This is a genomic window from Spirillospora sp. NPDC127506 (assembly GCF_040302145.1).
GTDB lineage: Bacteria > Actinomycetota > Actinomycetes > Streptosporangiales > Streptosporangiaceae > Spirillospora.
Genome location: NZ_JBEORG010000047.1, coordinates 16,159 through 39,727, shown reverse-complemented (window position 1 = coordinate 39,727; position 23,569 = coordinate 16,159). Strand labels below are relative to the sequence as shown.

General features: G+C 75.3%; 19 protein-coding genes and 1 riboswitch. Of the genes, 14 read left to right on the top strand and 5 right to left on the bottom strand.

Annotated elements, in window-relative coordinates:
• Both cobO and ABTW95_RS30720 read left to right on the top strand, forming a co-directional pair.
• Positions 1-603 carry a cob(I)yrinic acid a,c-diamide adenosyltransferase gene (gene cobO / locus ABTW95_RS30725; protein WP_396451455.1) on the top strand — a complete coding sequence of 201 codons (603 nt, stop codon included), beginning with the start codon at positions 1-3 and terminating at the stop codon, positions 601-603.
• Positions 600-1,931 (top strand): cobyrinic acid a,c-diamide synthase CobB, encoded by a 1,332-nt coding sequence (locus tag ABTW95_RS30720; RefSeq protein WP_500228144.1) that lies wholly within the window; start codon positions 600-602, stop codon positions 1,929-1,931. The genes cobO and ABTW95_RS30720 overlap by 4 nt, the downstream gene beginning before the upstream one ends.
• Here the strand turns inward: ABTW95_RS30720 and cobN are convergent.
• Positions 1,886-5,479, bottom strand: a complete 3,594-nt coding sequence (cobN, locus tag ABTW95_RS30715) for a cobaltochelatase subunit CobN (protein ID WP_500228137.1) — start codon at positions 5,477-5,479, stop codon at positions 1,886-1,888. The genes ABTW95_RS30720 and cobN overlap by 46 nt on opposite strands.
• Before the next feature lie 54 nt (positions 5,480-5,533).
• A riboswitch (cobalamin riboswitch) is annotated at positions 5,534-5,655 on the bottom strand.
• Positions 5,656-5,727: 72 nt separating this feature from the next.
• On the opposite strand from cobN, the gene ABTW95_RS30710 reads away from it, so the two are divergent.
• Genes ABTW95_RS30710 through ABTW95_RS30700 form a run of 3 tightly spaced genes read left to right on the top strand, consistent with a single transcriptional unit; the run spans position 5,728 to position 9,028 of the window.
• Positions 5,728-6,924: a ferredoxin-like domain-containing protein gene (locus tag ABTW95_RS30710; RefSeq protein WP_500228136.1), complete on the top strand. Its 1,197-nt coding sequence runs from the start codon at positions 5,728-5,730 to the stop codon at positions 6,922-6,924.
• The gene (locus tag ABTW95_RS30705) at positions 6,921-7,541 is read left to right on the top strand and encodes a precorrin-8X methylmutase (RefSeq protein ID WP_500228135.1); all 621 of its coding nucleotides are present in this window, start codon (positions 6,921-6,923) and stop codon (positions 7,539-7,541) included. The genes ABTW95_RS30710 and ABTW95_RS30705 overlap by 4 nt, the downstream gene beginning before the upstream one ends.
• Entirely contained in the window at positions 7,541-9,028 is a 1,488-nt protein-coding gene (locus ABTW95_RS30700) for a precorrin-2 C(20)-methyltransferase (RefSeq protein ID WP_500228134.1), read from the top strand. The genes ABTW95_RS30705 and ABTW95_RS30700 overlap by 1 nt, the downstream gene beginning before the upstream one ends.
• On the opposite strand, the gene ABTW95_RS30695 is transcribed toward ABTW95_RS30700, so the two are convergent.
• Genes ABTW95_RS30695 through cbiE form a run of 3 tightly spaced genes read right to left on the bottom strand, consistent with a single transcriptional unit; the run spans position 9,019 to position 11,695 of the window.
• Complete coding sequence (locus tag ABTW95_RS30695; RefSeq protein ID WP_396454376.1) at positions 9,019-9,741, bottom strand: cobalt-precorrin-6A reductase; 723 nt, start codon at positions 9,739-9,741, stop codon at positions 9,019-9,021. The genes ABTW95_RS30700 and ABTW95_RS30695 overlap by 10 nt on opposite strands.
• Positions 9,726-10,481, bottom strand: coding sequence for a precorrin-4 C(11)-methyltransferase (gene cobM, locus ABTW95_RS30690; RefSeq protein WP_396454375.1), 756 nt, complete (start codon positions 10,479-10,481; stop codon positions 9,726-9,728). The genes ABTW95_RS30695 and cobM overlap by 16 nt, the downstream gene beginning before the upstream one ends.
• Positions 10,478-11,695 (bottom strand): precorrin-6y C5,15-methyltransferase (decarboxylating) subunit CbiE, encoded by a 1,218-nt coding sequence (cbiE, locus tag ABTW95_RS30685; protein WP_500228133.1) that lies wholly within the window; start codon positions 11,693-11,695, stop codon positions 10,478-10,480. The genes cobM and cbiE overlap by 4 nt, the downstream gene beginning before the upstream one ends.
• A 53-nt stretch (positions 11,696-11,748) precedes the next feature.
• Between cbiE and cobF the strand changes: the two genes are divergently transcribed.
• The 7 genes from cobF (at position 11,749) to ABTW95_RS30650 (ending at position 19,769) form a co-directional block, all read left to right on the top strand.
• Entirely contained in the window at positions 11,749-12,498 is a 750-nt protein-coding gene (gene cobF, locus ABTW95_RS30680) for a precorrin-6A synthase (deacetylating) (protein ID WP_396451470.1), read from the top strand.
• 259 nt (positions 12,499-12,757) lie between these two features.
• Entirely contained in the window at positions 12,758-14,992 is a 2,235-nt protein-coding gene (locus tag ABTW95_RS30675) for a hypothetical protein (RefSeq protein ID WP_500228132.1), read from the top strand.
• A gap of 63 nt (positions 14,993-15,055) precedes the next feature.
• Positions 15,056-16,177: a 5-methyltetrahydropteroyltriglutamate--homocysteine S-methyltransferase gene (locus ABTW95_RS30670; protein ID WP_396452975.1), complete on the top strand. Its 1,122-nt coding sequence runs from the start codon at positions 15,056-15,058 to the stop codon at positions 16,175-16,177.
• Entirely contained in the window at positions 16,174-17,655 is a 1,482-nt protein-coding gene (locus ABTW95_RS30665) for a serine hydrolase domain-containing protein (protein ID WP_500228131.1), read from the top strand. The genes ABTW95_RS30670 and ABTW95_RS30665 overlap by 4 nt, the downstream gene beginning before the upstream one ends.
• A gap of 176 nt (positions 17,656-17,831) precedes the next feature.
• Entirely contained in the window at positions 17,832-18,668 is an 837-nt protein-coding gene (locus tag ABTW95_RS30660; protein WP_396454372.1) for an undecaprenyl-diphosphate phosphatase, read from the top strand.
• A 52-nt stretch (positions 18,669-18,720) separates the two neighbouring features.
• The gene (locus tag ABTW95_RS30655; RefSeq protein ID WP_500228130.1) at positions 18,721-19,464 is read left to right on the top strand and encodes a dienelactone hydrolase family protein; all 744 of its coding nucleotides are present in this window, start codon (positions 18,721-18,723) and stop codon (positions 19,462-19,464) included.
• Between the two features lie 26 nt (positions 19,465-19,490).
• Positions 19,491-19,769, top strand: a complete 279-nt coding sequence (locus ABTW95_RS30650) for a DUF6295 family protein (RefSeq protein WP_396452969.1) — start codon at positions 19,491-19,493, stop codon at positions 19,767-19,769.
• A 130-nt stretch (positions 19,770-19,899) separates the two neighbouring features.
• On the opposite strand, the gene ABTW95_RS30645 is transcribed toward ABTW95_RS30650, so the two are convergent.
• Positions 19,900-21,333, bottom strand: coding sequence for an amidohydrolase family protein (locus ABTW95_RS30645; RefSeq protein WP_500228129.1), 1,434 nt, complete (start codon positions 21,331-21,333; stop codon positions 19,900-19,902).
• Between the two features lie 241 nt (positions 21,334-21,574).
• On the opposite strand from ABTW95_RS30645, the gene ABTW95_RS30640 reads away from it, so the two are divergent.
• Both ABTW95_RS30640 and ABTW95_RS30635 read left to right on the top strand, forming a co-directional pair.
• Positions 21,575-22,753 (top strand): CaiB/BaiF CoA transferase family protein, encoded by a 1,179-nt coding sequence (locus ABTW95_RS30640; RefSeq protein WP_396451779.1) that lies wholly within the window; start codon positions 21,575-21,577, stop codon positions 22,751-22,753.
• On the top strand, positions 22,746-23,564 hold the full coding sequence (locus tag ABTW95_RS30635) for a citryl-CoA lyase (protein WP_500228128.1): 819 nt from the start codon (positions 22,746-22,748) through the stop codon (positions 23,562-23,564). The genes ABTW95_RS30640 and ABTW95_RS30635 overlap by 8 nt, the downstream gene beginning before the upstream one ends.
• Positions 23,565-23,569 lie beyond the last annotated feature (5 nt).

Here is a 23,569-nt window from a genome sequence, read left to right as displayed (position 1 = left end):
ATGCCCCAGGGGAAGCCCCTGTCCGTCCCCGACGACGGCCTGACCACCCGGCAGCGCCGCAACCGGCCGCTGCTGATCGTCCACACCGGCCCCGGCAAGGGGAAGTCGACCGCCGCGTTCGGGATGGCGCTGCGGGCGTGGAACCAGGGCTGGCCGGTCGGGGTGTTCCAGTTCGTGAAGTCGGCGAAGTGGCGGATCGGCGAGGAGCGGGCGCTGCGGGTGCTGGGCGAGAGCGGCGAGGGCGGGCCGGTCGCCTGGCACAAGATGGGCGAGGGCTGGTCGTGGATCCGGCGGCCCGGCGCCGAGGAGGACCACGCGGCGGCCGCGCGGGAGGGCTGGGCGCAGATCAAGCGGGACCTGGCCGCCGAGACGTACCGCTTCTACGTGCTGGACGAGTTCACGTATCCGATCAAGTGGGGCTGGGTGGACCTGGACGACGTGGTGGAGGCGCTGACCTCCCGCCCGGGCGTCCAGCACGTCGTCGTCACCGGGCGGGACGCGCCGGAGCGGCTCATCGGGGCCGCCGACCTGGTGACGGAGATGGGCAAGGTCCGGCATCCGATGGACGCCGGGCAGAAGGGGCAGCGGGGCATCGAGTGGTGATCCCGCGGCTCGTCATCGCGGCGCCCGCGTCCGGGAGCGGGAAGACGACGGTCGCGACCGGGCTGGTCGCGGCGCTGCGCGCGCGTGGGCTGGCGGTGTCGCCGCACAAGGTCGGCCCCGACTACATCGATCCCGGGTACCACGCGCTCGCCGCCGGGCGGCCCGGCCGCAACCTCGACCCGTGGCTCGCCGGCGAGGAGCGCGTCGCGCCGCTGTTCCGGCACGGCGCCTCCGGCTGCGACGTGGCCGTGGTCGAGGGGGTGATGGGGCTCTTCGACGGGCGGGGCGACACGGGGTTCGCGTCCACCGCGCATGTGGCGCGCCTGCTCGCGGCGCCGGTCGTGCTGGTCGTGGACGCGGCGCGGCAGAGCCGGTCGGTGGCGGCGCTCGTGCACGGGTTCGCGACGTTCGAGCCTGGCGTGCGGGTCGGCGGCGTCGTCCTCAACCGGGTCGGCTCGGACCGGCACGAGGAGCTGTGCCGGGGCGCGCTGGAGTCGGCGGGCGTGCCGGTGCTCGGCGCGGTCCGGCGGGACGACGCGGTCGTGAACCCGTCCCGGCACCTCGGGCTGATCCCGGCGGCGGAGCGCGGCGCGGAGGCCCTGCGGGCGGTGGAGCGGCTCGGCGCGCTGGTCGCCGGGTCGTGCGACGTGGAGGCGCTGCTGCGGCTCGCCCGGACCGCTCCGCCGCTGCCCGGCCCCGTGTGGGACCCGGCCGAGCACGTCGCGCCGGTCGGCGGGCGCCCGGTCGTCGCGGTGGCGGGCGGCGCGGCCTTCACCTTCTCCTACCGGGAGAACGTGGAGCTGCTGCGGGCGGCGGGCGCCGACGTGGCGGTGTTCGACCCGCTGCGCGACGAGGCCCTGCCGGACGGGACGGCCGCGCTCGTCATCGGCGGCGGGTTCCCCGAAGTGCACGCCGCCGAGCTGGCCGCCAACCGGCCGATGCGGGACGCCGTGCGGTCGTTCGGCGGGCCGGTCGCCGCCGAATGCGCCGGACTCCTCTATCTCTGCGAGGAACTCGACGGGCGGGAGATGTGCGGGCTCGTGCCGGGGAAGGCGCGCATGACGTCCCGGCTGACGCTCGGCTACCGGGAGGCGGTCGCGGTCGCGGAGTCGCCGCTGACCCGCGTCGGCGAGCGGTTCCGTGGGCACGAGTTCCACCGGACGGTCCTCGGCGGGGGCGCGGAGCCGCTGTTCCGGTGGCGGGGCGGCGGCGACGGGTACGGCAGCGGCCGGATCACCGCGTCCTACCTGCACCTGCACTGGGCCGGGCATCCGGAGGCGGCTCAGCGGCTGGTGTCGTCCTCCAGGTCGCCCTCCGCCTTGAGGTAGACCTCCTGGAGGCCCTGGAGGATCTTCGGGTCGGGGTGCTCCCACATGCCGCGCTCGGCGGCCTCCAGCAGGCGCTCGGCGATGCCGTGCAGGGCCCACGGGTTGGATTCCTCCATGAACGCGCGGTTCTGCTCGTCCAGGACGTAGGCGGCGGTGAGCCGGTCGTACATCCAGTCGGCCATGACGCCGGTGGTGGCGTCGTAGCCGAACAGGTAGTCGACGGTCGCGGCCAGCTCGAACGCGCCCTTGTAGCCGTGCCGGCGCATCGCGGCCAGCCACTGCGGGTTGACGACGCGGGCCCGGAAGATCCGCGCGGTCTCCTCGGAGAGCGTGCGGGTGCGGACGGCGTCCGGGCGGGTGCTGTCCCCGACGTAGGCGGCGGGGGACGTCCCGGTCAGTGCGCGGACGGTGGCGATCATGCCGCCGTGGTACTGGAAGTAGTCGTCGGAGTCGGCGATGTCGTGCTCGCGGGTGTCGACGTTCTTGGCGGCGACCGCGATGCGGCGGTAGGCGTTCTCCATGTCGTCGCGGGCGGGGACGCCGTCGAGGCCGCGGCCGTAGGCGTGGCCGCCCCACACCGCGTACACCTCGGCGAGGTCGGCGTCGTCGCGCCAGTTGCGGCTGTCGATGAGCGGCAGCAGCCCCGCCCCGTACGCGCCGGGCGCGGACCCGAAGACGCGGCGGGCGGCGCGGCCCGCGTCGCCGTGCCGGGCGGTGTCGGCCCGCACGTGGGCGCGGACGTAGTTGTCGGCGTCGGGCTCGTCGAGGGCGGCGACGAGGCGGACGGCGTCGTCCAGCATGGCGACGACGTGCGGGAACGCGTCGCGGAAGAACCCGCTGATGCGGACGGTCACGTCGATGCGCGGCCGGCCGAGTTCGGCGGGCGGGATCGGCTCCAGGCCGGTGACGCGGCGCGACGCCTCGTCCCATTCCGGGCGGACGCCGAGCAGCGCCAGCACCTCCGCGACGTCGTCGCCGGCGGTGCGCATCGCGCTGGTCCCCCACACCGACAGGCCCACCGAGCGCGGCCATTCGCCGCCGTGGTCGGCGCGGTAGCGGTCGAGGAGCGAGGCGGCCATCGCCTGCCCGGTCTCCCAGGCGAGGCGGCTCGGGACGGCGCGCGGGTCCACCGAGTAGAAGTTCCGGCCGGTCGGCAGGACGTTGACGAGGCCGCGCAGCGGCGAGCCGCTCGGCCCGGCCGGGACGTAGCCGCCGTCGAGGGCGTGCAGGACGTGGTCGATCTCGTCGGACGTCCGGGCCAGGCGCGGGACGACCTCGGCGGCGGCGAACTCCAGGACCCGGGCCACGAGGCCGCGGCGCTCGGCGGGGACCCGCCGGGCGGCAACGGCGGCCGCGTCCGCGGCCCAGCCCGCGTCCTCCATGGCCTGGACGAGGTCGCGGGCGGCGGCCTCGGCCGCGTCGACGGCGGCGAGGCCGGCGGAGCCGTCCTCGGACAGGCCGAGCGCCTCGCGCAGGCCGGGCAGCGTCTCGCGCCCCGACCACATCTGCCGGGCGCGGAGCATGGCCAGCACCAGGTCGACGCGGGTCCGGCCCTCCGGCGCCTCGCCGAGCACGTGCAGGCCGTCGCGGATCTGCGCGTCCTTCACCTCGCACAGCCAGCCGTCCACGTGCAGGAGGAAGTCGTCGAACTCGCTGTCGTGCGGGCGGTCGTCCAGGCCGAGGTCGTGGTCGAGCCTGGCGGCCTGGATCAGCGTCCAGATCTGCGCGCGGATCGCCGGCAGCTTCGCCGGGTCCATCGCGGCGATGGCGGCGTGTTCGTCCAGGAGCTGTTCGAGGCGGGCGATGTCGCCGTAGGTCTCGGCGCGGGCCATCGGCGGGACCATGTGGTCGACGAGGACGGCGTGCGCGCGCCGCTTCGCCTGCGTCCCCTCCCCCGGGTCGTTGACGAGGAACGGGTAGATCAGCGGGACGTCGCCGAGCGCGGCGTCGGCGCCGCACGACGCCGACATGCCCGCCGCCTTGCCGGGCAGCCACTCCAGGTTGCCGTGCTTGCCGACGTGCACGATCGCGTGCGCGCCGAACTCGTCCGACAGCCACCGGTAGGCGGCCAGGTAGTGGTGGCTGGGCGGCAGGTCGGGGTCGTGGTAGATCGCGATGGGGTTCTGCCCGAAGCCGCGCGGCGGCTGCACCATCACGACGACGTTCCCGGCGCGGAGGGCGGCGAGGACGATGTCGCCGTCCTGCACGAACAGCTGCCCTGGCGGCGGGCCCCAGTGCAGCTCCATCTCCCCGCGCAGCTCCTCGGGGAGCGTGCGGTACCAGCGCTCGTAGGACGCGGCGGAGATGCGGACCGGGTTGCCCGCGAGCTGCTCCTCGGTGAGCCAGTCCTCGTCCTGGCCGCCGGCCGCGATGAGGGCGTGCACGAGCGCGTCGCCGTCCTGCTCGCGGACGCCGGGGAAGCCCTCGCCGAGGTCGTAGCCGTCCTGTTCGAGGCGGCGCAGCAGCCGGACGGTGCTCAGCGGGGTGTCGAGCCCGACGGCGTTGCCGACGCGGGAGTGCTTGGTCGGGTACGCCGACAGCATCACCACGACGCGGCGCCGGGCGGGGGGCGTGTGCCGGAGCCGGCCGTGCCGCACGGCGATCCCGGCGACCCGCGCCGCCCGCTCCGGGTCGGCCCGGTAGACGGTGAGGCCGTCCTCGTCGACCTCCTTGAACGAGAACGGGACGGTGATGACGCGGCCGTCGAACTCGGGGATCGCGACCTGCGACGCGGCGTCCAGCGGGGACAGGCCGTCGTCGCTCGCCTCCCAGTCGGCGCGGCTCGTCGTCAGGCAGAGGCCCTGCAGGATCGGGACGTCCAGCGCGGCGAGCGCCCCCACGTCCCACGCCTCGTCGTCGCCGCCCGCCCCGGCCGCCGCGGGGCGCGAACCGCCCGCCGCGAGCACGGTCACGACCAGCGCGTCGGCCCGCCCGAGCGTGTCGAGCAGCGCGGGTTCGGCGGTGCGGAGCGAGGAGCAGAAGACGGGCATCGCGCGGCCGCCGGCGTCCTCGACGGCCGCGCACAGCGCCTCGACGAACGCGGTGTTCCCGGCCATGTGGTGGGCGCGGTAGTACAGCACGGCGATGAGCGGGCCCTCGGCGGTGCGGGGCTCGCGTTCGAGCAGCCCCCACGCCGGGGCCGGCGCCGGCGGCGCGAACCCGCGCCCGGTCAGCAGCACGGTGTCGGACAGGAACGCGTGCAGCTCGGCGAGGTTGCCCGGCCCGCCGTGCGCGAGGTAGGCGTGGGCCTCCGCGCAGACGCCGCCGCTGACCGTGGACAGCTCCATCAGCTCGGCGTCGGGGGCCTGCTCGCCGCCGAGGACGACGACGGGGCGGGGCCCCGCGAGCAGCGCGTCGAGGCCGTCCTCCCAGGCGCGGCGCCCGCCGAGCAGCCGGACGACGACGAGGGCGGCGCCGTCGAGCAGCGCGGGCAGGTCGTCCACGGCGAGCCGCGCCGGGTTGCCGAGCCGGTAGGCGGCGCCGGACGCTCGCGCGCTCAGCAGATCGGTGTCGGACGTCGACAGCAGCAGCACGGTGTCGGCGGACACGGCCGTTCCTCCCCCTGGGGTCCTCGCCCCGGTCGCGGGTGTCGCGACGGCAGGAGTGTCCTGGCTCCCGGATCGACGCTCGCCCCGGCCTTCCCGTCCGTGCGGACAGTGGCCTCCAGCGGGGTTCGCTCCCCGGTCACAGTGGCGGGACCGCGCCGGATTCGCACCGGCTTCCTCCCATTGCCATCGCCTGGGGAGAACAGTACGGCAGCGCGGCCCGCCCGCAAAGTGCGGTTAACATCCTCCCCGTGCCGAATGTCAGAGCCCGCGCCGACGCGTGCCCCGGCGCGCTGCGCACCCACGACGCCGCCGACGGGCCGCTGGCGCGCGTCCGCGTCCCGGGCGGCGCGGTGACGTCCGCGCAGCTCCGGGTGCTCGGCGCCGCGGCCCGGGAGCTGGGCGGCGACGTGATCGAACTGACGTCGCGGGGCAACCTGCAGCTGCGCGGCGTCCGCGATCCGGGGCGGCTCGCGGGACGCCTGGAGGCGGCGGGCCTGCTGCCTTCGCCGTCCCACGAACGGGTCCGCAACATCGTGGCCTCCCCGTTAGGGGGACGTGGCGTCCACGGCACCCTGGCGACGGACCCGCTGGTCACCGCGCTGGATCTGGCGCTGTGCGCGAACGCCCGGCTCGCCGGGCTTCCCGGCCGCTTCCTGTTCGCCTTGGACGACGGCACGGGCGACGTCGCGGCCCTCGGCGCCGACCTGACCTGCACCCCGGCCGGCCTCCGCCTCGCCGACTCGCCATTGCTGTTCGGCGTACCGGCCGGCGATCGGCCGTCCATGGACGGTGCGGGTGCGGGCGTGAGTGCCGGTGTGAGTGCCGGTGCGATCGATTTGCTGGTGGCGGCCGCGGAGGCGTTCCTCGACGTCCGCGGTGACGCGTGGCGGTTGGCGGAGGTGCCGGACGGGCCGCGGCTCGTCGCGGAACGGCTCACGGAACGGTTCGGGGCGGAACTCGGCGAAATCCGCGAACTTCCCGAGCCGCGCCGCCCGTATGCGGGGGCCATCCCGCAGCGCGGCGGGCTCACCGCGCTTGAGGCCGTGCCTCCGCTCGGGCGGATGTCCGGTGCGCAGGCCGGGGCACTCGCGGAGGCGGCGGACGACGTGCGGGTCACCCCCTGGCGGAGCGTCGTGGTGCGGGACCTCGGCTCGGATTCGGTGGGCCGGGTCGCGGAGGAACTCGGGGCGGCGGGGTTCGCGGTCGATGCGGCGTCGCCCTGGGTCGGGGTGTCGGCGTGCACCGGGAGCCCCGGATGCGCGAAGTCGCGCGGTGACGTGCAGGGCGAGGCGCGGCGGTGGGTCGGCGGGCTGGAGCGCGCCCCCGCGACCCCCGTGCACTGGGCGGGCTGCGAGCGCAAGTGCGGGACGCCGCGCGGCCCGGTCGTGCTGAAGACGGTGGGGGCGGAGACGGTGGGGGCGGAGACGGCGGAGGGGCAGCGGTGATCGACTACGTCCGGGACGGCGCCGAGATCTACCGGCGGTCGTTCGCGGCGATCCGCGCGGAGGCCGACCTGTCGGGCCTGCCGGACGACGTGGCGCGGGTCGCGGTCCGGATGATCCACGCCTGCGGGATGACCGACCTCGTCCAGGACCTTGTGTGGTCGCCGGGGGTGGTGGAGCGGGCGCGGTCGGCGCTGCTGGGCGGCGCGCCGGTGCTGTGCGACGCGCGGATGGTCGCGTCCGGGATCACCCGGAAGCGGCTGCCCGCCGGCAACGAGGTCGTGTGCACGCTCGGCGATCCCGGCGTGCCGGAGCTGGCGGCGCGGCTCGGCACCACGCGGAGCGCGGCGGCGCTGGAGCTGTGGCGCGACCGGCTCGACGGCGCGGTCGTCGCGATCGGCAACGCGCCGACCGCGCTGTTCCGGCTGCTGGAACTGGTCGAGGAGGGCGCGGGGCGGCCGGCGGCGGTCCTCGGGATCCCGGTCGGGTTCATCGGCGCCGCCGAGTCCAAGGAGGCGCTCGCCGCGAGCGGCCTCGACCACCTGGCGGTGCGCGGGCGGCGCGGCGGCAGCGCGATGGCGGCGGCGGCGGTCAACGCCGTCGCCAGTGAGGCGGAGTGATGGCGGGGCGGCTGTTCGGCGTGGGCGTCGGCCCCGGCGATCCGGAACTGGTCACGGTGAAGGCGGCGCGGCTGATCGGCGGCGCCGACGTGGTCGCCTACCACTCCGCGCGGCACGGGCGCAGCATCGCCCGGTCGGTCGCCGCGCCGTACCTGCGGGACGGCCAGGTCGAGGAGCAGCTCGTCTACCCGGTGACGACCGAGGCGACCGGCCACCCGGGCGGCTACCAGGGGGCGCTGGACGACTTCTACGCCGACTGCGCCGCCCGGCTCGCCGCGCACCTCGACGCGGGGCGGACCGTCGTGGTGCTGAGCGAGGGCGACCCGCTGTTCTACGGGTCCTACATGCACCTGCACAAGCGGCTCTCCCCGCACTACCCGACCGAGGTGGTGCCCGGCGTGACGTCGCTGAGCGCGGCGTCGGCGGCGGCGGGGCGCCCCCTGGCGGAGCGGGAGGAGACGCTGACCGTCCTGCCCGGCACGCTGCCCGGCGGCGAGCTGGCCGAGCGGCTGCGCGGCGCCGACGCGGCGGCCGTGATCAAGCTCGGCCGGACGTTCCCCAAGGTCAGGCGGGCGTTCGAGGACGCGGGGCGGCTCGGCGACGCCTGGTACGTGGAGCGGGCCGCCACCGACCGGCAGCGGGTCGCGCCGCTCGCCGACGTCGATCCGGCGGACGTGCCGTACATGTCGCTGGCGCTGCTGACCAGTCCGGCGGAGCGGTCGTTCGAGGCCCCTCCCCCGGCGCCGCCGGAGGGCCCCGGCTGGGTGCGGGTGGTCGGGCTCGGCCCGGCCGGGCGGCCGTGGCTCACCCCGGAGGCGCTGGACGTCCTGGCGTCCGCGACCGACCTCGTCGGCTACGGCCCCTACCTGGACCGGGTGCCGCCGAACCCGCGGCAGCGGCGGCACGCGTCCGGGAACCGGGTGGAGGCCGACCGGGCCCGGCACGCGCTGGCGCTGGCGCGGGACGGGGCGCGCGTCGCGGTCGTGTCGTCCGGCGACCCGGGGGTGTTCGCGATGGCGGCGGCCGTGCTGGAGGCCGCGGACGAGGACGAGTTCGCCGGCGTGCCCGTGCACGTCGTGCCGGGTCTGACCGCGGCGCAGGCGGTCGCGGCGCGGGCCGGCGCGCCGCTCGGGCACGACTTCTGCGTCCTGTCGCTGTCGGACATCCTCAAACCGTGGGACGTGATCGCGCGGCGGATCTCGGCGGCCGCCGAGGCCGACCTGGTGCTGGCCCTCTACAACCCGTCGTCCAGCCGGCGGCGGCACCAGCTTCCGGCGGCGCGCGACCTGCTGCTGGAGCACCGCTCCCCCGAGACGCCGGTGGTGATCGGGCGGGACGTCGGCGGTCCCGGGGAGAGCGTGACGGTGACGACGCTCGGCAAGCTCGACCCGGCGGAGGTCGACATGCGATGCCTGGTCATCGTGGGGTCGTCCACCACCCGGGTCACCGGCAAGGGCGTGGTCTACACGCCGCGCCGCTACCCCTGAGCCCAGGCCGCGGCGGCGGCCACGTCGCCGGTGGCCTGGACGCCTTCGGGGAGCGGCGGACGGTCGACCATGATGACCGGTATGTGCGCGTCGCGGGCGGCGGTGAGTTTCGCGCGGGTCATCGCGCCGCCGCTGTCCTTGGTGACGAGGACGTCCAGGCGGTGCTCGCGGAGCAGCGCGCGTTCGCCGTCCACCGTGTAGGGGCCGCGGGCCAGCAGCACCTCCACGTTGGACGGGACGGGCGGCTCCGGCGGGTCGACCGACCGGGCGAGGAACCACGCGTCGGCGCGGGCGGCGAACACCGGGATGCTGCGGCGGCCGGTGGTGAGGAAGACGCGGGCGCCGCGCGGCAGCGCTCCGGCGGCGGCCGGCAGGGACGGGACGCGGCGCCAGTCGTCGCCGTCCTCCTCGGCCCAGCCGGGGCGGCGCAGCGCGAGCAGCGGGACGCCGGTCGCCCGCGCGGCGTGCGCGGCGTGCGCGCTCATCCGCTCGGCGAACGGGTGGGTGGCGTCCACGAGGCGGTCGATCCGGTTCTCGCGGAGCCAGGCCGCGAGCCCCTCGGCGCCGCCGAACCCGCCGAGGCGCACCTCGCCCGCCGGGAGGCGCGGGTCGGTGACGCGGCCGGCGAGGGAGGAGACGACGTGCGCGCCGGTGAGGGATGCCGCGAGGGCGCGGGCCTCCGCCGTGCCGCCGAGGATCAGGACGCGCCGCACGCCCGGTCCCTGGCGGCGCTGTAGAGGTGGCTGTCGGGGAACGCCGACGCGGTGAGGACGCGGCCGACGACGATCACCGCCGTGCGCCTGACCCCCGCCTCGCGGACGCGTTCCGCGATGTCGGCGAGCGTGCCGCGCAGGACGACCTCGTCGGGGCGGCTGGCGCGGGCGACGACCGCGACCGGGCAGTCCGCGCCGTAGTGCGGCGCCAGCTCCGCTGCGATCTCGTCGATGCGCTGGACGGCCAGGTGCAGCACCATCGTGGCGCCGCTCGCGCCGAGGGTGGCGAGGTCCTCGCCGTCGGGCATCGGCGTGGCGCGGACGGCCGTGCGGGTCAGGATGACGGTCTGGCCGACGCCCGGCACGGTCAGTTCCCGGCGCAGCGACGCCGCGGCGGCCGCGAACGCCGGGACGCCGGGGACGACCTCGTACGGCACGCCGGCCGCGTCCAGCCGCCGCATCTGCTCGGCGACCGCGCTGAACACCGACGGGTCGCCGGAGTGCAGCCGGGCGGCGTCGAGGCCGGCGCGGTGCGCGGCGGTCAGCTCGGCGACGATCTCGTCGAGGGTCATGTCCGCGGTGTCGACGAGCCGGGCGCCGGGCGGGCACGCGTCCAGCAGCTCGCGCGGCACGAGCGACCCCGCGTACAGGCACACGGGCGCGGACTCCAGCACGCGCAGGCCGCGGACGGTGATGAGGTCGGCGGCGCCGGGGCCGGCGCCGACGAAGTGCACGGTCACAGGGTGTCCTTCCGGGCCGTCCAGACGGTGACGGGCATCGCGGGGCGCCAGCCGGTGAACCCGCCCAGCGGCGCGGCCCGCTCGACGTGGAGGCGGACCAGCTCGCCGCCGCGGGTGCGGTGGAGCCCGGCCACCGCGGCCTCCGATTCGAGGGTGACGGCGTTGGCGACGAGCCGCCCGCCGGGGCGCAGCGCGTCCCAGCAGCGTTCCAGCAGGCCGGGGGCGGTGAGGCCGCCGCCGACGAACACGGCGTCCGGCTGCGGGAGGCCGCCGAGCGCGTCCGGGGCGCGGCCTTCGACGACGCGGACGCCGGGCACGCCGAGCGCCCGCGCGTTGCGGCCGATCCGCGCGGCCCGGTCGGGGCGCCTCTCGACGGCGACCGCGGCGCAGGACGGATGCGCCCGCGCCCACTCGATCGCGACGCTGCCGGACCCGGCGCCGACGTCCCACAGCAGCTCGCCGGGCAGCGGCGCGAGACGCGACAGCGTGACCGCGCGGACCTCGCTTTTGGTGATCTGCCCGTCGTGCTCGTAGGACGCGTCGGGCAGCCCGGCGACGCGGGGCAGCGGCGCCGCGTCCGGGCCGGGCGCGCATTCGACGGCGACGACGGCGAGCGCGGAGGCGGCCGGGCCCGTCCACTGCGCGGCGACGCCGTGCTCCGCCGTCTCGTGCCCGGCGCCGAGGTCGCACAGGACGGTCATGCGGCTCGGGCCGAAGCCGCGGCCGGTGAGCAGCGCGGCGACGACCGCGGGGGCCTCGCGCCCCGCGCCGAGCACGAGGATGCGGCGGCCCGGCGCGACCGCCGCGTTCAGCGTCTCCGGCGGGCGGCCGACGAGGCTGACGACGTCGGTCCGGTCCAGCGGCCAGCCGAGCCGGGCGCACGCGAGCGACGCCGACGACGGGTGCGGCAGCACCCGGAGCCGCCGCGCGCCGACCAGGTCGGCGAGCGCGGAGCCGATCCCGTAGAACATGGGGTCGCCGCTCGCGAGGACGGCGACCGCGCGTCCGGCGTACCGGTCGAGCAGCCCGGGGAGCGCGGGGAGCAGCGGGGACGGCCAGGCGACGCGTTCGGCCGCCGTCTCCTCGACGAGGCCGAGCTGGCGGGCGCTGCCGAGCAGCACCTCCGCCTCCCGCAACGCCGTGCGGGACGCCTCGGGGAGCCCGTCCCAGCCGTCCGCGCCGATGCCGACGACGGTGATCGAACGCGCGTCCACCGGCCTCCTCCACGACATGCGGCGCCAAGTCTATAGCTGGCATTCTTGGCCGGGTGAAGCGGCTTTCGATCATCGGGATCGGCGCGGGCGACCCGGACCACCTGACGTTCCAGGCGGCCAAGGCCATCGCCGCCGCCGACGTGTTCCTCCTCGTCGGCAAGGGCGAGGCCAAGCGGGAGCTGGCCGGGCTGCGGCGCGACCTCATCGCGGCGCACGCCCGCCCCCCGTACCGGGTCGTCGAGGCCGCCGACCCCGAGCGCGACCGCACCGCCTCCGGCCCCGCCTACACCGCCGCCGTCGAGGACTGGCGGTCCCGCCGCGCGCGGATCTACCAGTCGTTCGTCGACGACGAGCTGGAGGACGGGCAGACCGGCGCGTTCCTGGTCTGGGGCGACCCCGGAATCTACGACAGCACGCTGGCCGCGCTCGGGGAGGTCGACGCGGAGTTCGAGTACGAGGTGATCCCGGGCATCAGCAGCGTGTCCGCGCTGACCGCCCGGCACCGGATCGGGCTGACCCGCGTGGGGCGGCCCGTCCACCTGACGACGGGCCGCCGCCTCGCCGCCGAGGGCCCCACCGCCGACGACGTCCTCGTCATGCTGGACGCGCACTGCTCGTTCGCCGAGGCCGGCGACGACTTCCACATCTACTGGGGCGCCTACCTCGGCACGCCCGACGAGATCCTCGTCTCCGGGCCCGTCCGCGAGGTCGCCGACGAGATCCGGGCCGTCCGCGCCGAGGCCCGCGCCCGCAAGGGCTGGATCATGGACACCTACCTCCTGCGCCGCGAACCCCGGACCTGACCCTCCCCCCTCCTCCACCTGTCAGCGGCCCGGAGCGGCCGGAAGCGGACGACGCCGCCGAATTCTCCGTATTTACGCGCCTTCTGTCTGCCAGTGGGTGATGATGTCAACTCCGATAGGCGGTACACCCCGGAGGGACCGTGACGGAGCAGGCGGAGAGACGCACCGGCACCGCCGCGACGCCGCCGGCGGTCTTCGCACGCGAGCTGCCCCCCGTGCCATGGCGCACCGTGCGCCTGCTGAGCGGAGGTCCCGGCCGGTGACCCCGCCGCGTGACCCGGCGTTCCCGGAGGGCGCGCTGACGACGCTCCGGCGGACCTGGCGGCTGCTGCGCTCCGGGCTGGCGGGAGCGGCGGCGCCGGTCATCGCCTGCTACGTCGCGGTCCAGCTGCTCTGCGTCGCGGTCGCCGTCACGGCCCTCGGCGGCGACGGCCATGTGGTCAACGGCGAGATCCGCACGTACGGGCTGTCGCGCGGGATCCTCCTCTTCACCGGCGTGACGCTGATCGCGCTCCTGGCCGCGCATGTCGCCGCGGTCGTCAGCGTCGTCCTCGTCGCGGCGGGCCTGCTGCTGGGCCGCCCCGTCACCGCCGGATCGGCGGCCCGGAGGGCGGCACGGCAGGCGCCCGCCCTCGCGGGGGCCGTCCTCGCGGCCGGGATCGTCCTCCTGGCGATCCCGCTGCTGGGAGCCGGCGGCTTCCTGCTCTGGCTCCGGGCGTGGCCGGGGATCATCGGCTGCGTCGCGGGCGGGGTCCTGAGCTGCTGGGCCGTGCTCGCCGTGCCGCTCGTCGTCCTGGAGGGAGCCGGGCCGGTGCGGGCGGTGGCCAGGGCCTGGACCCTGACCCGCCACCGCCGGACCCGCTGGTCGTGGTCGGTGCTCGGCTGCGTGCTCGCGGTGCCGGGCGCCGTCGCCGCCGGCGGCTGGTGGGCCGCCTGGCCGCTCGGCGAGGACGCCCACGCGATCGCGGTCCGGGTCACCGGCACGGCGGCCGGCGCGCTCGCCGTCCTGCTGCAGGGCGCGGCCCTGGCGGTCGTGACGCTGAGCCAGTGGTATCCGGACACCGCCGGCGAGCGGGACCGCCGCCCCGTCGACCTCGCGGCCGCCGCGGCGAGGCTCCCGGCCGCAGCACGCCGGCCGAGACTAGGCCGGCCGAGACTAGGCCGGCCGAGACTAGGCCGGCCGAGACTAGGCCGGGCGGCCGTGCTGCCGGCGCTGGCCATCGCCGCGCCGGGCCTCGTCCACTGGGCGGTGCTCCGCGCCGACCCCTACGACTGGGTCATGGTCTCCGACCACGTCATCGAGGACGCCGTCGGGCGGGACGTGCTGCTGCTGCCGGACCGCGGCGGGCCGGCGGTGCTCGTCCCCCGCCGCGGGACGGGCTTCGACCTGCGCGCGTGCGGCGACCCCACCTGCCAGAGCAACCGCCTCGTCCGGCACGTCCCCTACGTGGAGGACAGAGCGGACGCGGCGGCGCTGCCCGGCGGAGCACTCGTCATCGCGGGCTGGCAGACCGGCGACGAATACGCCGGCGACCCGCCCGAACGGCCGCTCCTGCTCCGGCTGATCGCCTGCACGGCCCGCGGCTGCCCGGACATGCGCGCCGCCCCCGCCGCCCTCCGGGCGAGGCCGCCGGGCCTCTCGGCGTCCGTGGCCGTCGCCGCGTCCGGCTCCCGGGTGGTGGTCGCGGCCGCGGCGCCCCGGCCGCACAGGGACACCGAATGGGGGGCGAGCAGCCTGCGCATCATGCGCTGCGCGAGCCTGCCCTGCGGCGCGCCCACCGTCCTGGCGGCCGTCCGGGTGCCGGAGGCGACCGGGGTCGCGGACAAGCCGCTCGCGCTCGCCCTCGGCCGGTCCGGCCGCCCGGTCGCCGTCTACGAGGACCTCGTCAACGGCGGGATCACCGTGGTCAGCTGCGGCGACGCCTCGTGCCGGCGGCGGCGGACGACACAGCTCGTCCCCCGCCGCGACCTGACCGTCGAGCAGGAGGAAAAGCTCCATGCCGGGCGCCAAGCCGCATTCTGGACGTCCAACGCCTATCCGGATGCCGTCGAAGTGGCCGTTCCCGGCGACGACCGGCCCGTCATCACCTACCGCGACGTGATCACGGGCGCGGCCACGATGCTGCGCTGCCGCACGCCGGACTGCGCGACCGCCGACACCGCCGTCCTCAGCCCGCCCGGCCTCGCCCAGCAGGCGCCCGCCCTCGCGCTCGGGACGGACGGGCTGCCGCTCGTCGCCGTCCACGATCTGACCGGCTCGTCGGTCACGCTCCTCGCCTGCCGGGACGCGGGCTGCACCCGCCGCGACGCCACGCGTGTCGGCGCCTACACCGAGATTCCCGGCCCCCTGGACCTCGCCGTCGGGCGCGACGGGCGGCCCCGGATCCTGTGGGCCGCCCGGACCGCCGGGCGCCCGCACGGCGAGCTCCATCTGACCACCTGCCGCCGGCCCCGCTGCGCACCAGGTGGCGCGGCATTTTGGACAACTCGTTGATCGTCGTCACAGACCTGCCTAGATTGGCAGGACCACACCGCCTTCTCGCGAGAGGAGCAAGTCTTGTCTCTGCGCACCGAGCCGCCGTTCCGCGCCGACCACGTCGGAAGCCTGCTGCGTCCGCCGGCTCTGCTGACCGCCCGGGAGGACCACGCCCAGGGCCGCATCGACGACGCCGCGCTGGCCGCGGCGGAGGACGCCGCCATCCGTGACGTGGTCGCCATGCAGCGCGAGGCGGGGCTGCGGTCGGCGACGGACGGGGAGTTCCGCCGCACGTCCTGGCACATGGACTTCATCTACCGGCTCGGCGGGATCAGCCCCGCGGACGACAAGATCAAGGTGCGGTTCCACAACGAGCAGGGCGACATCGAGTTCAGCACGGCCGCGCTGCGGGTGCACGACAAGATCCGGTTGGACGAGACCATCTTCGCCGACCACTTCGCGTTCCTGCAGCGGACGGTCGAGGACGGCGTGACGCCCAAGCTGACGATCCCGTCGCCGAACATGGTCCACTACCGGGGCGGCCCGGCCTCGATCGACCCGAAGGTCTACCCCGACGTCGAGGAGTTCTGGTCCGACCTCGCCGCCGCGTACGCCGAGCAGGTGCGGCGGCTCGGCGAGATGGGGTGCCGGTACCTGCAGCTCGACGACACCAGCCTGGCCTACCTGAACGACCCCGCGCAGCGCGCCATGATCACCGAGCGCGGCGACGACGCCGACCACCTGCACCTGCGCTACATCAAGCAGATCAACGCCGCGCTGGCGAAGCGCCCCGAGGGCATGAACGTCACCACCCACATGTGCCGCGGCAACTTCCGGTCGTCCTGGACGGCGGAGGGCGGCTACGACTTCGTCGCCGAGGCGCTGTTCAGCGAGCTGGACGTGGACGGGTTCTTCCTGGAGTACGACGACGCCAGGTCCGGGGGCTTCGAGCCGCTGCGGTTCGTCCCGCCGGGGAAGATGGTCGTGCTCGGGCTGGTCACCACCAAGCGCGGCGAGCTGGAGTCGAAGGACGACCTGAAGCGGCGCATCGACGAGGCGTCGCGGTTCGTGCCGCTGGAGCAGATCTGCCTGTCGCCGCAGTGCGGGTTCTCCTCGACGGTCGAGGGCAACGTGCTGACCGCCGAGCAGCAGGCGGCGAAGCTGCGCCTCATCGCGGAGACCGCCGAGGAGATCTGGGGGTGACGCAGCGCCCCCGCGCCGGCGACCGCGACCGGCGCGTCGTGGAGCGGGCCGAGCGGTACGCGGGTGACGCCGCCGACGCCGCCGGCTCGCACCGCGCGCCGATCGACGCGGACCACTGGCGGCGCCGGCTCGCGGCGCTCGCCCCGAGGTACCGCGTGCCGGGCGCGTCGCTCGGCATCCTGCGGCTGCGGCCCGGCCGGGAGGACGAGCTCGCCGAGGCCGCCTACGGCGTCCTCAACAAGGACACCGGCGTGGAGACCACCACCGACTCGGTGTTCCAGATCGGGTCGATCACCAAGGTGTGGACGGCGACGGTCGTGATGCAGCTGGTGGACGAGGGGCTCCTCGAGCTCGACGCGCCGCTCGCCGAGGTGCTGCCCGAGCTGCGGCTGGCCGACCGCGAGGCCGCGAAGCGCGTCACCATGCGGCACCTGCTGACCCACACCAGCGGCATCGACGGCGACGTGTTCACCGACACCGGGCGCGGCGACGACTGCCTGGAGAAGTACACCGCCGTCCTCGCGGACGTGGCGCAGAACCATCCGCTCGGCGCCACCTGGTCGTACTGCAACGCCGGGTTCTCGCTGGCCGGGCGGGTCATCGAGAAGCTGACCGGCAAGACGTGGGACGAGGCGATGCGCGAGCGCCTCTTCGAACCGCTGGGCCTGCGGCGCACGATCACGCTGCCGGAGGAGGCGCTGCTGCACCGCGCCGCCGTCGGCCACGTCAGCGCGGACGGGGCGGCGCCGTCCCGGGCGCCGGTGTGGCAGCTGCCGCGGTCCATCGGCCCGGCCGGGCTGATCGGCGCGTCCGCCGCGGACGTGCTCGCCTTCGCGCGCCTGCACCTGACGGGCGGGCTCGCGCCCGGCGGGGCGCGGCTGCTGAGCGCGCGGAGCGCCGCGGCCATGGCCGCCCGGCACGCGGAGCTGCCGGACACCCGCACGCTCGGCGAGTCCTGGGGGCTCGGCTGGAGCAGGATGACCTGGGACGGGCACCCGGTGATCGGGCACGGCGGCGCGACGATCGGGCAGAACGCCTACTTCCACATGCTGCCGGACGAGGGCCTCGCCGCCGTCCTGCTCACCAACGGCGGCGACACCGACGGGCTCAGCGAGGCGCTGACCCGGGAGATCTTCACCGGGCTGGCCGGCGTCGAGCCGACGCCGGCGCTGCGGCCGCCCGCCGAGCCCGTCGCCGCGGACGTCGAGCCGCACCTCGGCCGCTACGAGCGGGCCGGCTCGCGGCTGGAGGTGCTCCGCGGCGAGGACGGGCCCGTCCTGCGCACGACGGCGACCGGGCCGCTGGCCGCGATGCTGCCGGACCCGGTCCGGGAGTACCCGATGACGGCGATCGAGGAGGACGTCTTCGCCGTCCGGGAGCCCGGCACCGACAACTGGATGCCCGTGACGTTCTACGCCCTCCCGACCGGCGAGCGCTACCTGCACTTCGGGCTGCGCGCCACCCCGAAGGCCGGGTGACCCAGCCCCGGAGGCCGGGATGGGCCCGCGTCGGCGCGTCCCCGGCCCGGACGCGGCCGTTCGGTTAAGGATGGGTGAAGTCATCGCCCCGGGCGGGGACCGCGCCCGGCGGGCCGCAGTAGGCTCGCGGCGGCCCCCGCGCAGGGCGGGAGCGGGGCTGGAGAGGAACCGGGCCGGTGAGCGTGATCAATGTCGGGCAGGCCGTCGTCCTCGGGATCGTGGAGGGCCTGACCGAGTTCCTGCCGGTGTCCTCGACCGGGCACCTGAAGATCACCGAGGGGCTGCTGGGCATCCCGGTGGACGACGAGGCCGTCGTCGGGTTCACCGCGGTGATCCAGGTCGGCGCGATCGCGGCCGTGCTGGTGTACTTCTTCCGGGACATCCTCCGGATCGTCACCGCGTGGGGGCGCGGGATCGCCGACCCGTCCGAGCGGTACCACCACGACTACAAGTTCGGCTGGTGGGTGATCTTCGCGACGATCCCCGTCGTCATCGTCGGCGTCGCCGCGAAGGACCTCATCGAGGGCCCGCTGGCGTCGCTGTGGGTGGTCGCCGGGTCGCTGCTCGGCGGCAGCGTCGTCATGTGGCTCGCCGACCGGCTCGGCCGGCACAAGCGCGGCGAGGACGACACGTCCCTCACCGACGCGATGGTGATCGGGTCGTCGCAGATCCTCGCCATGCTGTTCCCCGGCTTCTCCCGGTCCGGCGCGACCATCTCGGCCGGGCTGCTGCTCGGCCTCGACCGGGTCGCCGCGACCCGGCTGTCGTTCTTCCTCGGCATCCCCGCGCTGACCGGCGCCGGGATCTACGAGCTGCCCACCGCGCTCGGCACCGGGGCGGACGCGCTGCCGCTCGCCGTCGGCACCGCCGTGTCGTTCGCCGTCGCGTACGCGTCCATCGCCTGGCTGCTGCGGTTCGTGGCGCGGCACAGCTTCACGTCCTTCGTCGTCTACCGGATCATCGTCGGGCTGCTGCTGTTCGGCCTGCTCGGCGCCGGGACGCTGCACGCCTGAAAAATGCACGCCTGAAATCCGAACCACCGGCAGAAGGGAGCCCTGACGGTCGATGAACGACGCGATGTGGGCCGGAACCGTCACCATCACCGGGCACGAGGACGCCGAGCTGGAGGCGTATCTCGCACGCCCGCTGAGCGACGCCCCGCGCGGCGGCGTGGTGCTGATCCACCACCTGCCCGGCTACGACCCCGGCACCAAGGAGTTCGCCCGCACGTTCGCCGCGCACGGGTACGCCGCGGTCGTGCCGAACCTGTACTCGCGCGAGGGCGCCGGGGTCAGCCCCGACGACCAGGCCGCCGCCGTCCGCGCCAAGGGCGGCGTGCCGGACGAGCAGCTCGTCGGCGACGTCGCCGGGGCCGCCGCGTACCTGAACTCGCTGGAGCACGCCAACGGCAAGATCGGCGTCATCGGGCACTGCTCGGGCGGGCGGCAGGCGTTCCTCGCCGCCTGCGAGCTGGACATCGACGCCGCCGTCGACTGCTACGGCGCGTTCGTCGTCAACGCCCCGCCCGCGGACTCGCCGCTCACCGCGCGGCCGGTGCTGTCGAAGGCGCCGAATCTGTCGTGCCCGCTGCTCGGCCTGTTCGGCGAGGACGACAAGTTCCCCGCGCCGGACGAGGTCGCCGCGCTGGACGCGGAGCTGACCCGGCTCGGCAAGGAGCACGAGTTCCACATCTACCCCGGCGCCGGGCACGCGTTCTTCGCCGTCGAGCGGCCCGCGTTCCGGCCCGCCGCCGCCAAGGACGGCTGGGCGAAGATCTTCGCGTTCTTCGGCCGCCACCTGAGCGCCTGACCCGGGCACCCGAGAGGAGACACGCCATGTGCACCTACCAGACCGTGAAGGTGGCGCTGGACGGCGCGGCGAAGGGCGCGAACGGCTGGTTCACGCTCACCGACGGCGCCGTCTACGTCGACCACCCGTACCACGCCTGCCACGAGCACACGGTGAACATCGACTTCACCAACCCGGGCGACGGGCCGTCCGCGCGCGTCGCCGTCGAGCTGACCGAGGAGGCGGCGCTGGCGCTGGTCGACGCCGTCCAGCGGGCGCTGGCCGCCGCGCCGCCCGGCCTCGCGTCCGGCCGCGGCGCGGCCTGACCGGCCGCCGCCCGCCGGTGCCCGCGCCGCCGCCCCGGCTCCCCTTCAGGGTCCGGCGAGTCCCCGTCTCACCGCGTTCCCTCTCTCACCGCGTTCCCTCTCAACGCGTTCCCTTTCACAGGGGCGTTTCTCACCGCGAGCGGGTGACGTCGCTGCGGAAGTCGGTGTAGGTGTACGGGTTGTCGAGGATCTTCGTCTCGGGGATGTCCGGGTTCATCCCCGCCAGCCATGCCTCCTCACCCATCGACGAGCGCAGGTACTCGACGGTGGCCTCGACCTCGCGGCGCGCGGCGGCCAGGTCGGTGTCGACGAGGCGGTGGTCGTGCTTGACCACGCGGCCGTTGACCAGGACGGTGTGGACGTCGCCGCGCTGGGCCTGGAACGCGACGTGCCCGTAGGGGTTGAGGACGGGGAACGACACCGGCGAGTGGTCGTTCTTGATCAGGACGACGTCGGCCTTCTTCCCGGGCGCGAGGCAGCCGAGGTCGTCGCGGCCGAGCGTCGCGGCGCCGCCGCGGGTGGCCCAGTCGACGACCTGGTCGGCGCGCAGGCTGCAGTGGGTGACGGTGTCGCCCTTGGCGTGCGCCTCCATGTGCATGCGGCAGCGGTCGGCGCCGAGCGTGGTGCGCATGGCGGAGAACAGGTCGCCGCTCCACCACACGCTCGTGTCCATCGACAGCGAGACCGGGATGTCGTGGTTGCGGAGCACCCACGTGGGCGGGTAGCCCTGCCCGGCGCTCTGCTCGCTCTCGGTGGACACGGAGATGGACCCGCCGGTGGCGGCGATGCGGTGGTAGGAGTCGGCCGACAGGGACGCGGCGTGCACGTACACGGTCTCGGGCGTCATGAACCCGTGCTCGTGCATCTGCTTGATGCCCTCGTCGCTGGTCGCGCCCCACACGCCCGCGTGCGTGGTGACGGGGACCCCCAGGTCGCGGGCGACCTCGAAGGCGGGCTTCTCCGGGAAGGACGGGTCGCCGAGCACGTCGAACGCGATCTGGAAGCCGAGCATGTCGCCGCCGGCGAGCTTGCCCGCGAGGGCGCGGAACTCCGGCGTCGCGGTCCATTCGGCGGGCGGCGCCTGGATGTTGCCGTAGGCCAGGACGAACCGCCCGGGCACCGAGCGCAGCGCGTCCACGGCGGCGTCGGCGTGGTCCGGGGTCTGCAGGCCGTGCGACCAGTCGACGACCGTGGTGACGCCGGCGTCGATCGCCTCGATCGCGGCGAGCAGGTTCCCGGCGTGGACGTCCTCCGGCCGGAACCGCTTGCCGTGCTCCAGGTAGTACCAGACGAAGTACTGCGTCAGCGTCCAGTCGGCGCCGTAGCCGCGCATCGCGGTCTGCCACATGTGCCGGTGGGTGTCGATCATGCCGGGCATGACGATGCCGCCGGACGCGTCGATCTCGGCGGTGCCGTCCGGTACCGGGAGATCCGGGCCGACCGCGCTGATCGCGTCGCCCTCGATGAGGACGTCGGCGCGCTCCAGGACCTCGCGTCCGTCGGTCATCGGCAGCACCGTGCCGCCGCGCAGCACCAGGGGACGCCCCGGCTCGAACTCGGTCATCTTCGTTCTCCTCGTCTCGGGTCCCGACCGCCGGGAGCAGCCACGGACTGATGTCCGCTCTACGGTCAAACCTGCATATGGCTACTCTCGTCACAGGTAGTCAAAGTGTCAACCACTTGACCGCAACGGATATGTACGTGCCAGAATCGGAGTGACGGACGACTGTCCGTTGAACGGACGAGCGTGGACGAGCACGTGGAACGGCACGTGGGCGGGCACGTGGAACGAGCAAGGGAGCCGGATGACTGACGACACCACACGCGGCGGGCCGCTCTCGGGGGTGCTGGTGGCGGACTTCTCCCGGATCCTGGCCGGCCCCTACGCGACGATGCTGCTGGCCGACCTGGGCGCGGACGTGATCAAGGTGGAGGGCCCGGGCGGCGACGACACCCGCACCTGGACGCCGCCCGCGCGCGGCGACGCCGCGACCTACTACCTCGGCGTCAACCGGGGCAAGCGCTCGATCGCGCTCGACCTGCGGGACGAGGAGGACGCCGCCGCCGCGCGCGAGCTGGCGCGCCGCGCCGACGTCCTGATCGAGAACTTCAAGCCGGGCGGCCTGGCCCGCTTCGGCCTCGACTACGACTCCGTGCGCGCCGCGAACCCGGGCATCGTCTACAGCTCGATCACCGGGTTCGGGTCGGGGGCGGGGCGCAAGGTCCCCGGCTACGACCTGATGGTGCAGGCGATCTCCGGGCTGATGAGCCTGACCGGCGACCCGGACGGCCCGCCGTACCGGGCGGGCATCTCGGTGTTCGACGTGATGGCGGGCAACCACGCCGCGATCGGCATCCTGGCGGCGCTGCGGCACCGCGACGCGACCGGCCGGGGCCAGCTCGTCGAGGTGAACCTGCTGTCGTCGGCGCTGACGGGGCTGGTCAACCACAGCTCCGCCTACGTCGCCGGCGGCACCGTCCCGTACCGGATGGGCAACGCGCACCCCAGCGTGTTCCCCTACGAGCCGCTGCCGACCGCCGACAACGACCTGATCGTCACGGCCGCGAACGACCGCCAGTTCCGCAAGCTGTGCGAGGTGCTCGGCATCCCGGACGTCCCGGACGACCCGCGGTTCGCGACCAACGCCGACCGGACCGCCAACCGCGCGGAGCTGCGCCCGATCCTGGTGGAGCGGCTGAAGCGGCGCGGCGCGGTCGAGTGGTTCGAGCTGCTGGTGGACGCGGGCGTGCCGAGCGGGCCGATCAACACGATCGACGGCGGGTTCGCGATGGCGGAGCGCTTCGAGCTCGACCCGATCGTGGTCGTCGGGGAGGGCGACCACGCGGTGCCGACGACCCGGCACCCCATCCGCTTCTCCGAGACGCCCGCGACGTACCGCCTTCCGCCGCCGGAGCTGGACGAACACGGCGCCGAGCTGCGTAAATGGCTGTCCGAGCCGCAGGAGGACGACGACCGTGGCTGACCGACCCGAATACCCCACCGCGCTGGGCGCGTCCAGCCGGGAGACGATCACGCTGCTGGGCCGCGACCTCGCGAAGGACGTGATGGGCGAGGTCGGGTTCGGCGAGCTGGCGTTCTGGCTGGCGACGCAGCGGCGGCCGTCGCCCGGCGAGACCAGGGTCTTCGAGGCGGTCCTGGCCGCGCTCGCCGACCACGGCTTCACGCCGACCGCGATCGTCACCCGGCTGACGTACCTGTCGGCGCCCGACTCGGTGCAGGGCGCGCTGGCCGCCGGGCTGCTGGGCGGCGGCTCCCGGTTCCTCGGCGTCACCGAGGACACCGGCCGCTTCCTGCACGGCGTGCTGGCGTCGGTGGACGGCGGCCTGCCGGCCGACGACGCGGGCTGGGACGCGCTGGCGCTGCGGACCGTCCAGGCGGAGCGGGAGGCCAAGCGGTTCATCCCCGGCCTCGGCCACCACGTCCACAAGGACGGCGACCCGCGCACCCCCCGGCTGATGCAGATCGCCGCCGAGGAGGGCCTGTTCGGGCCGCACCTGTCGCTGTTCGCCGCGATCGGCCGCGTCCACCCCGAGGTGCTCGGCCGGACGCTGCCGCTGAACGGCGCCGGCGTGTGCGGCGCCGCGCTCGCCGACCTCGGCCTGCCGCTGGAACTGCTGCGCGGGTTCGCGCTGCTCGCCCGCACCGCCGGGCTGATCGGCCAGCTCGCCGAGGAGCTGCGCCACCCGGTCGGCAACGAGATCTTCCTTTCGGTGGACCTCAACAACCGGTCCGTCGCCCCCGACCCCTACACCCCCGGAGACCGTCATGGCTGAACTGG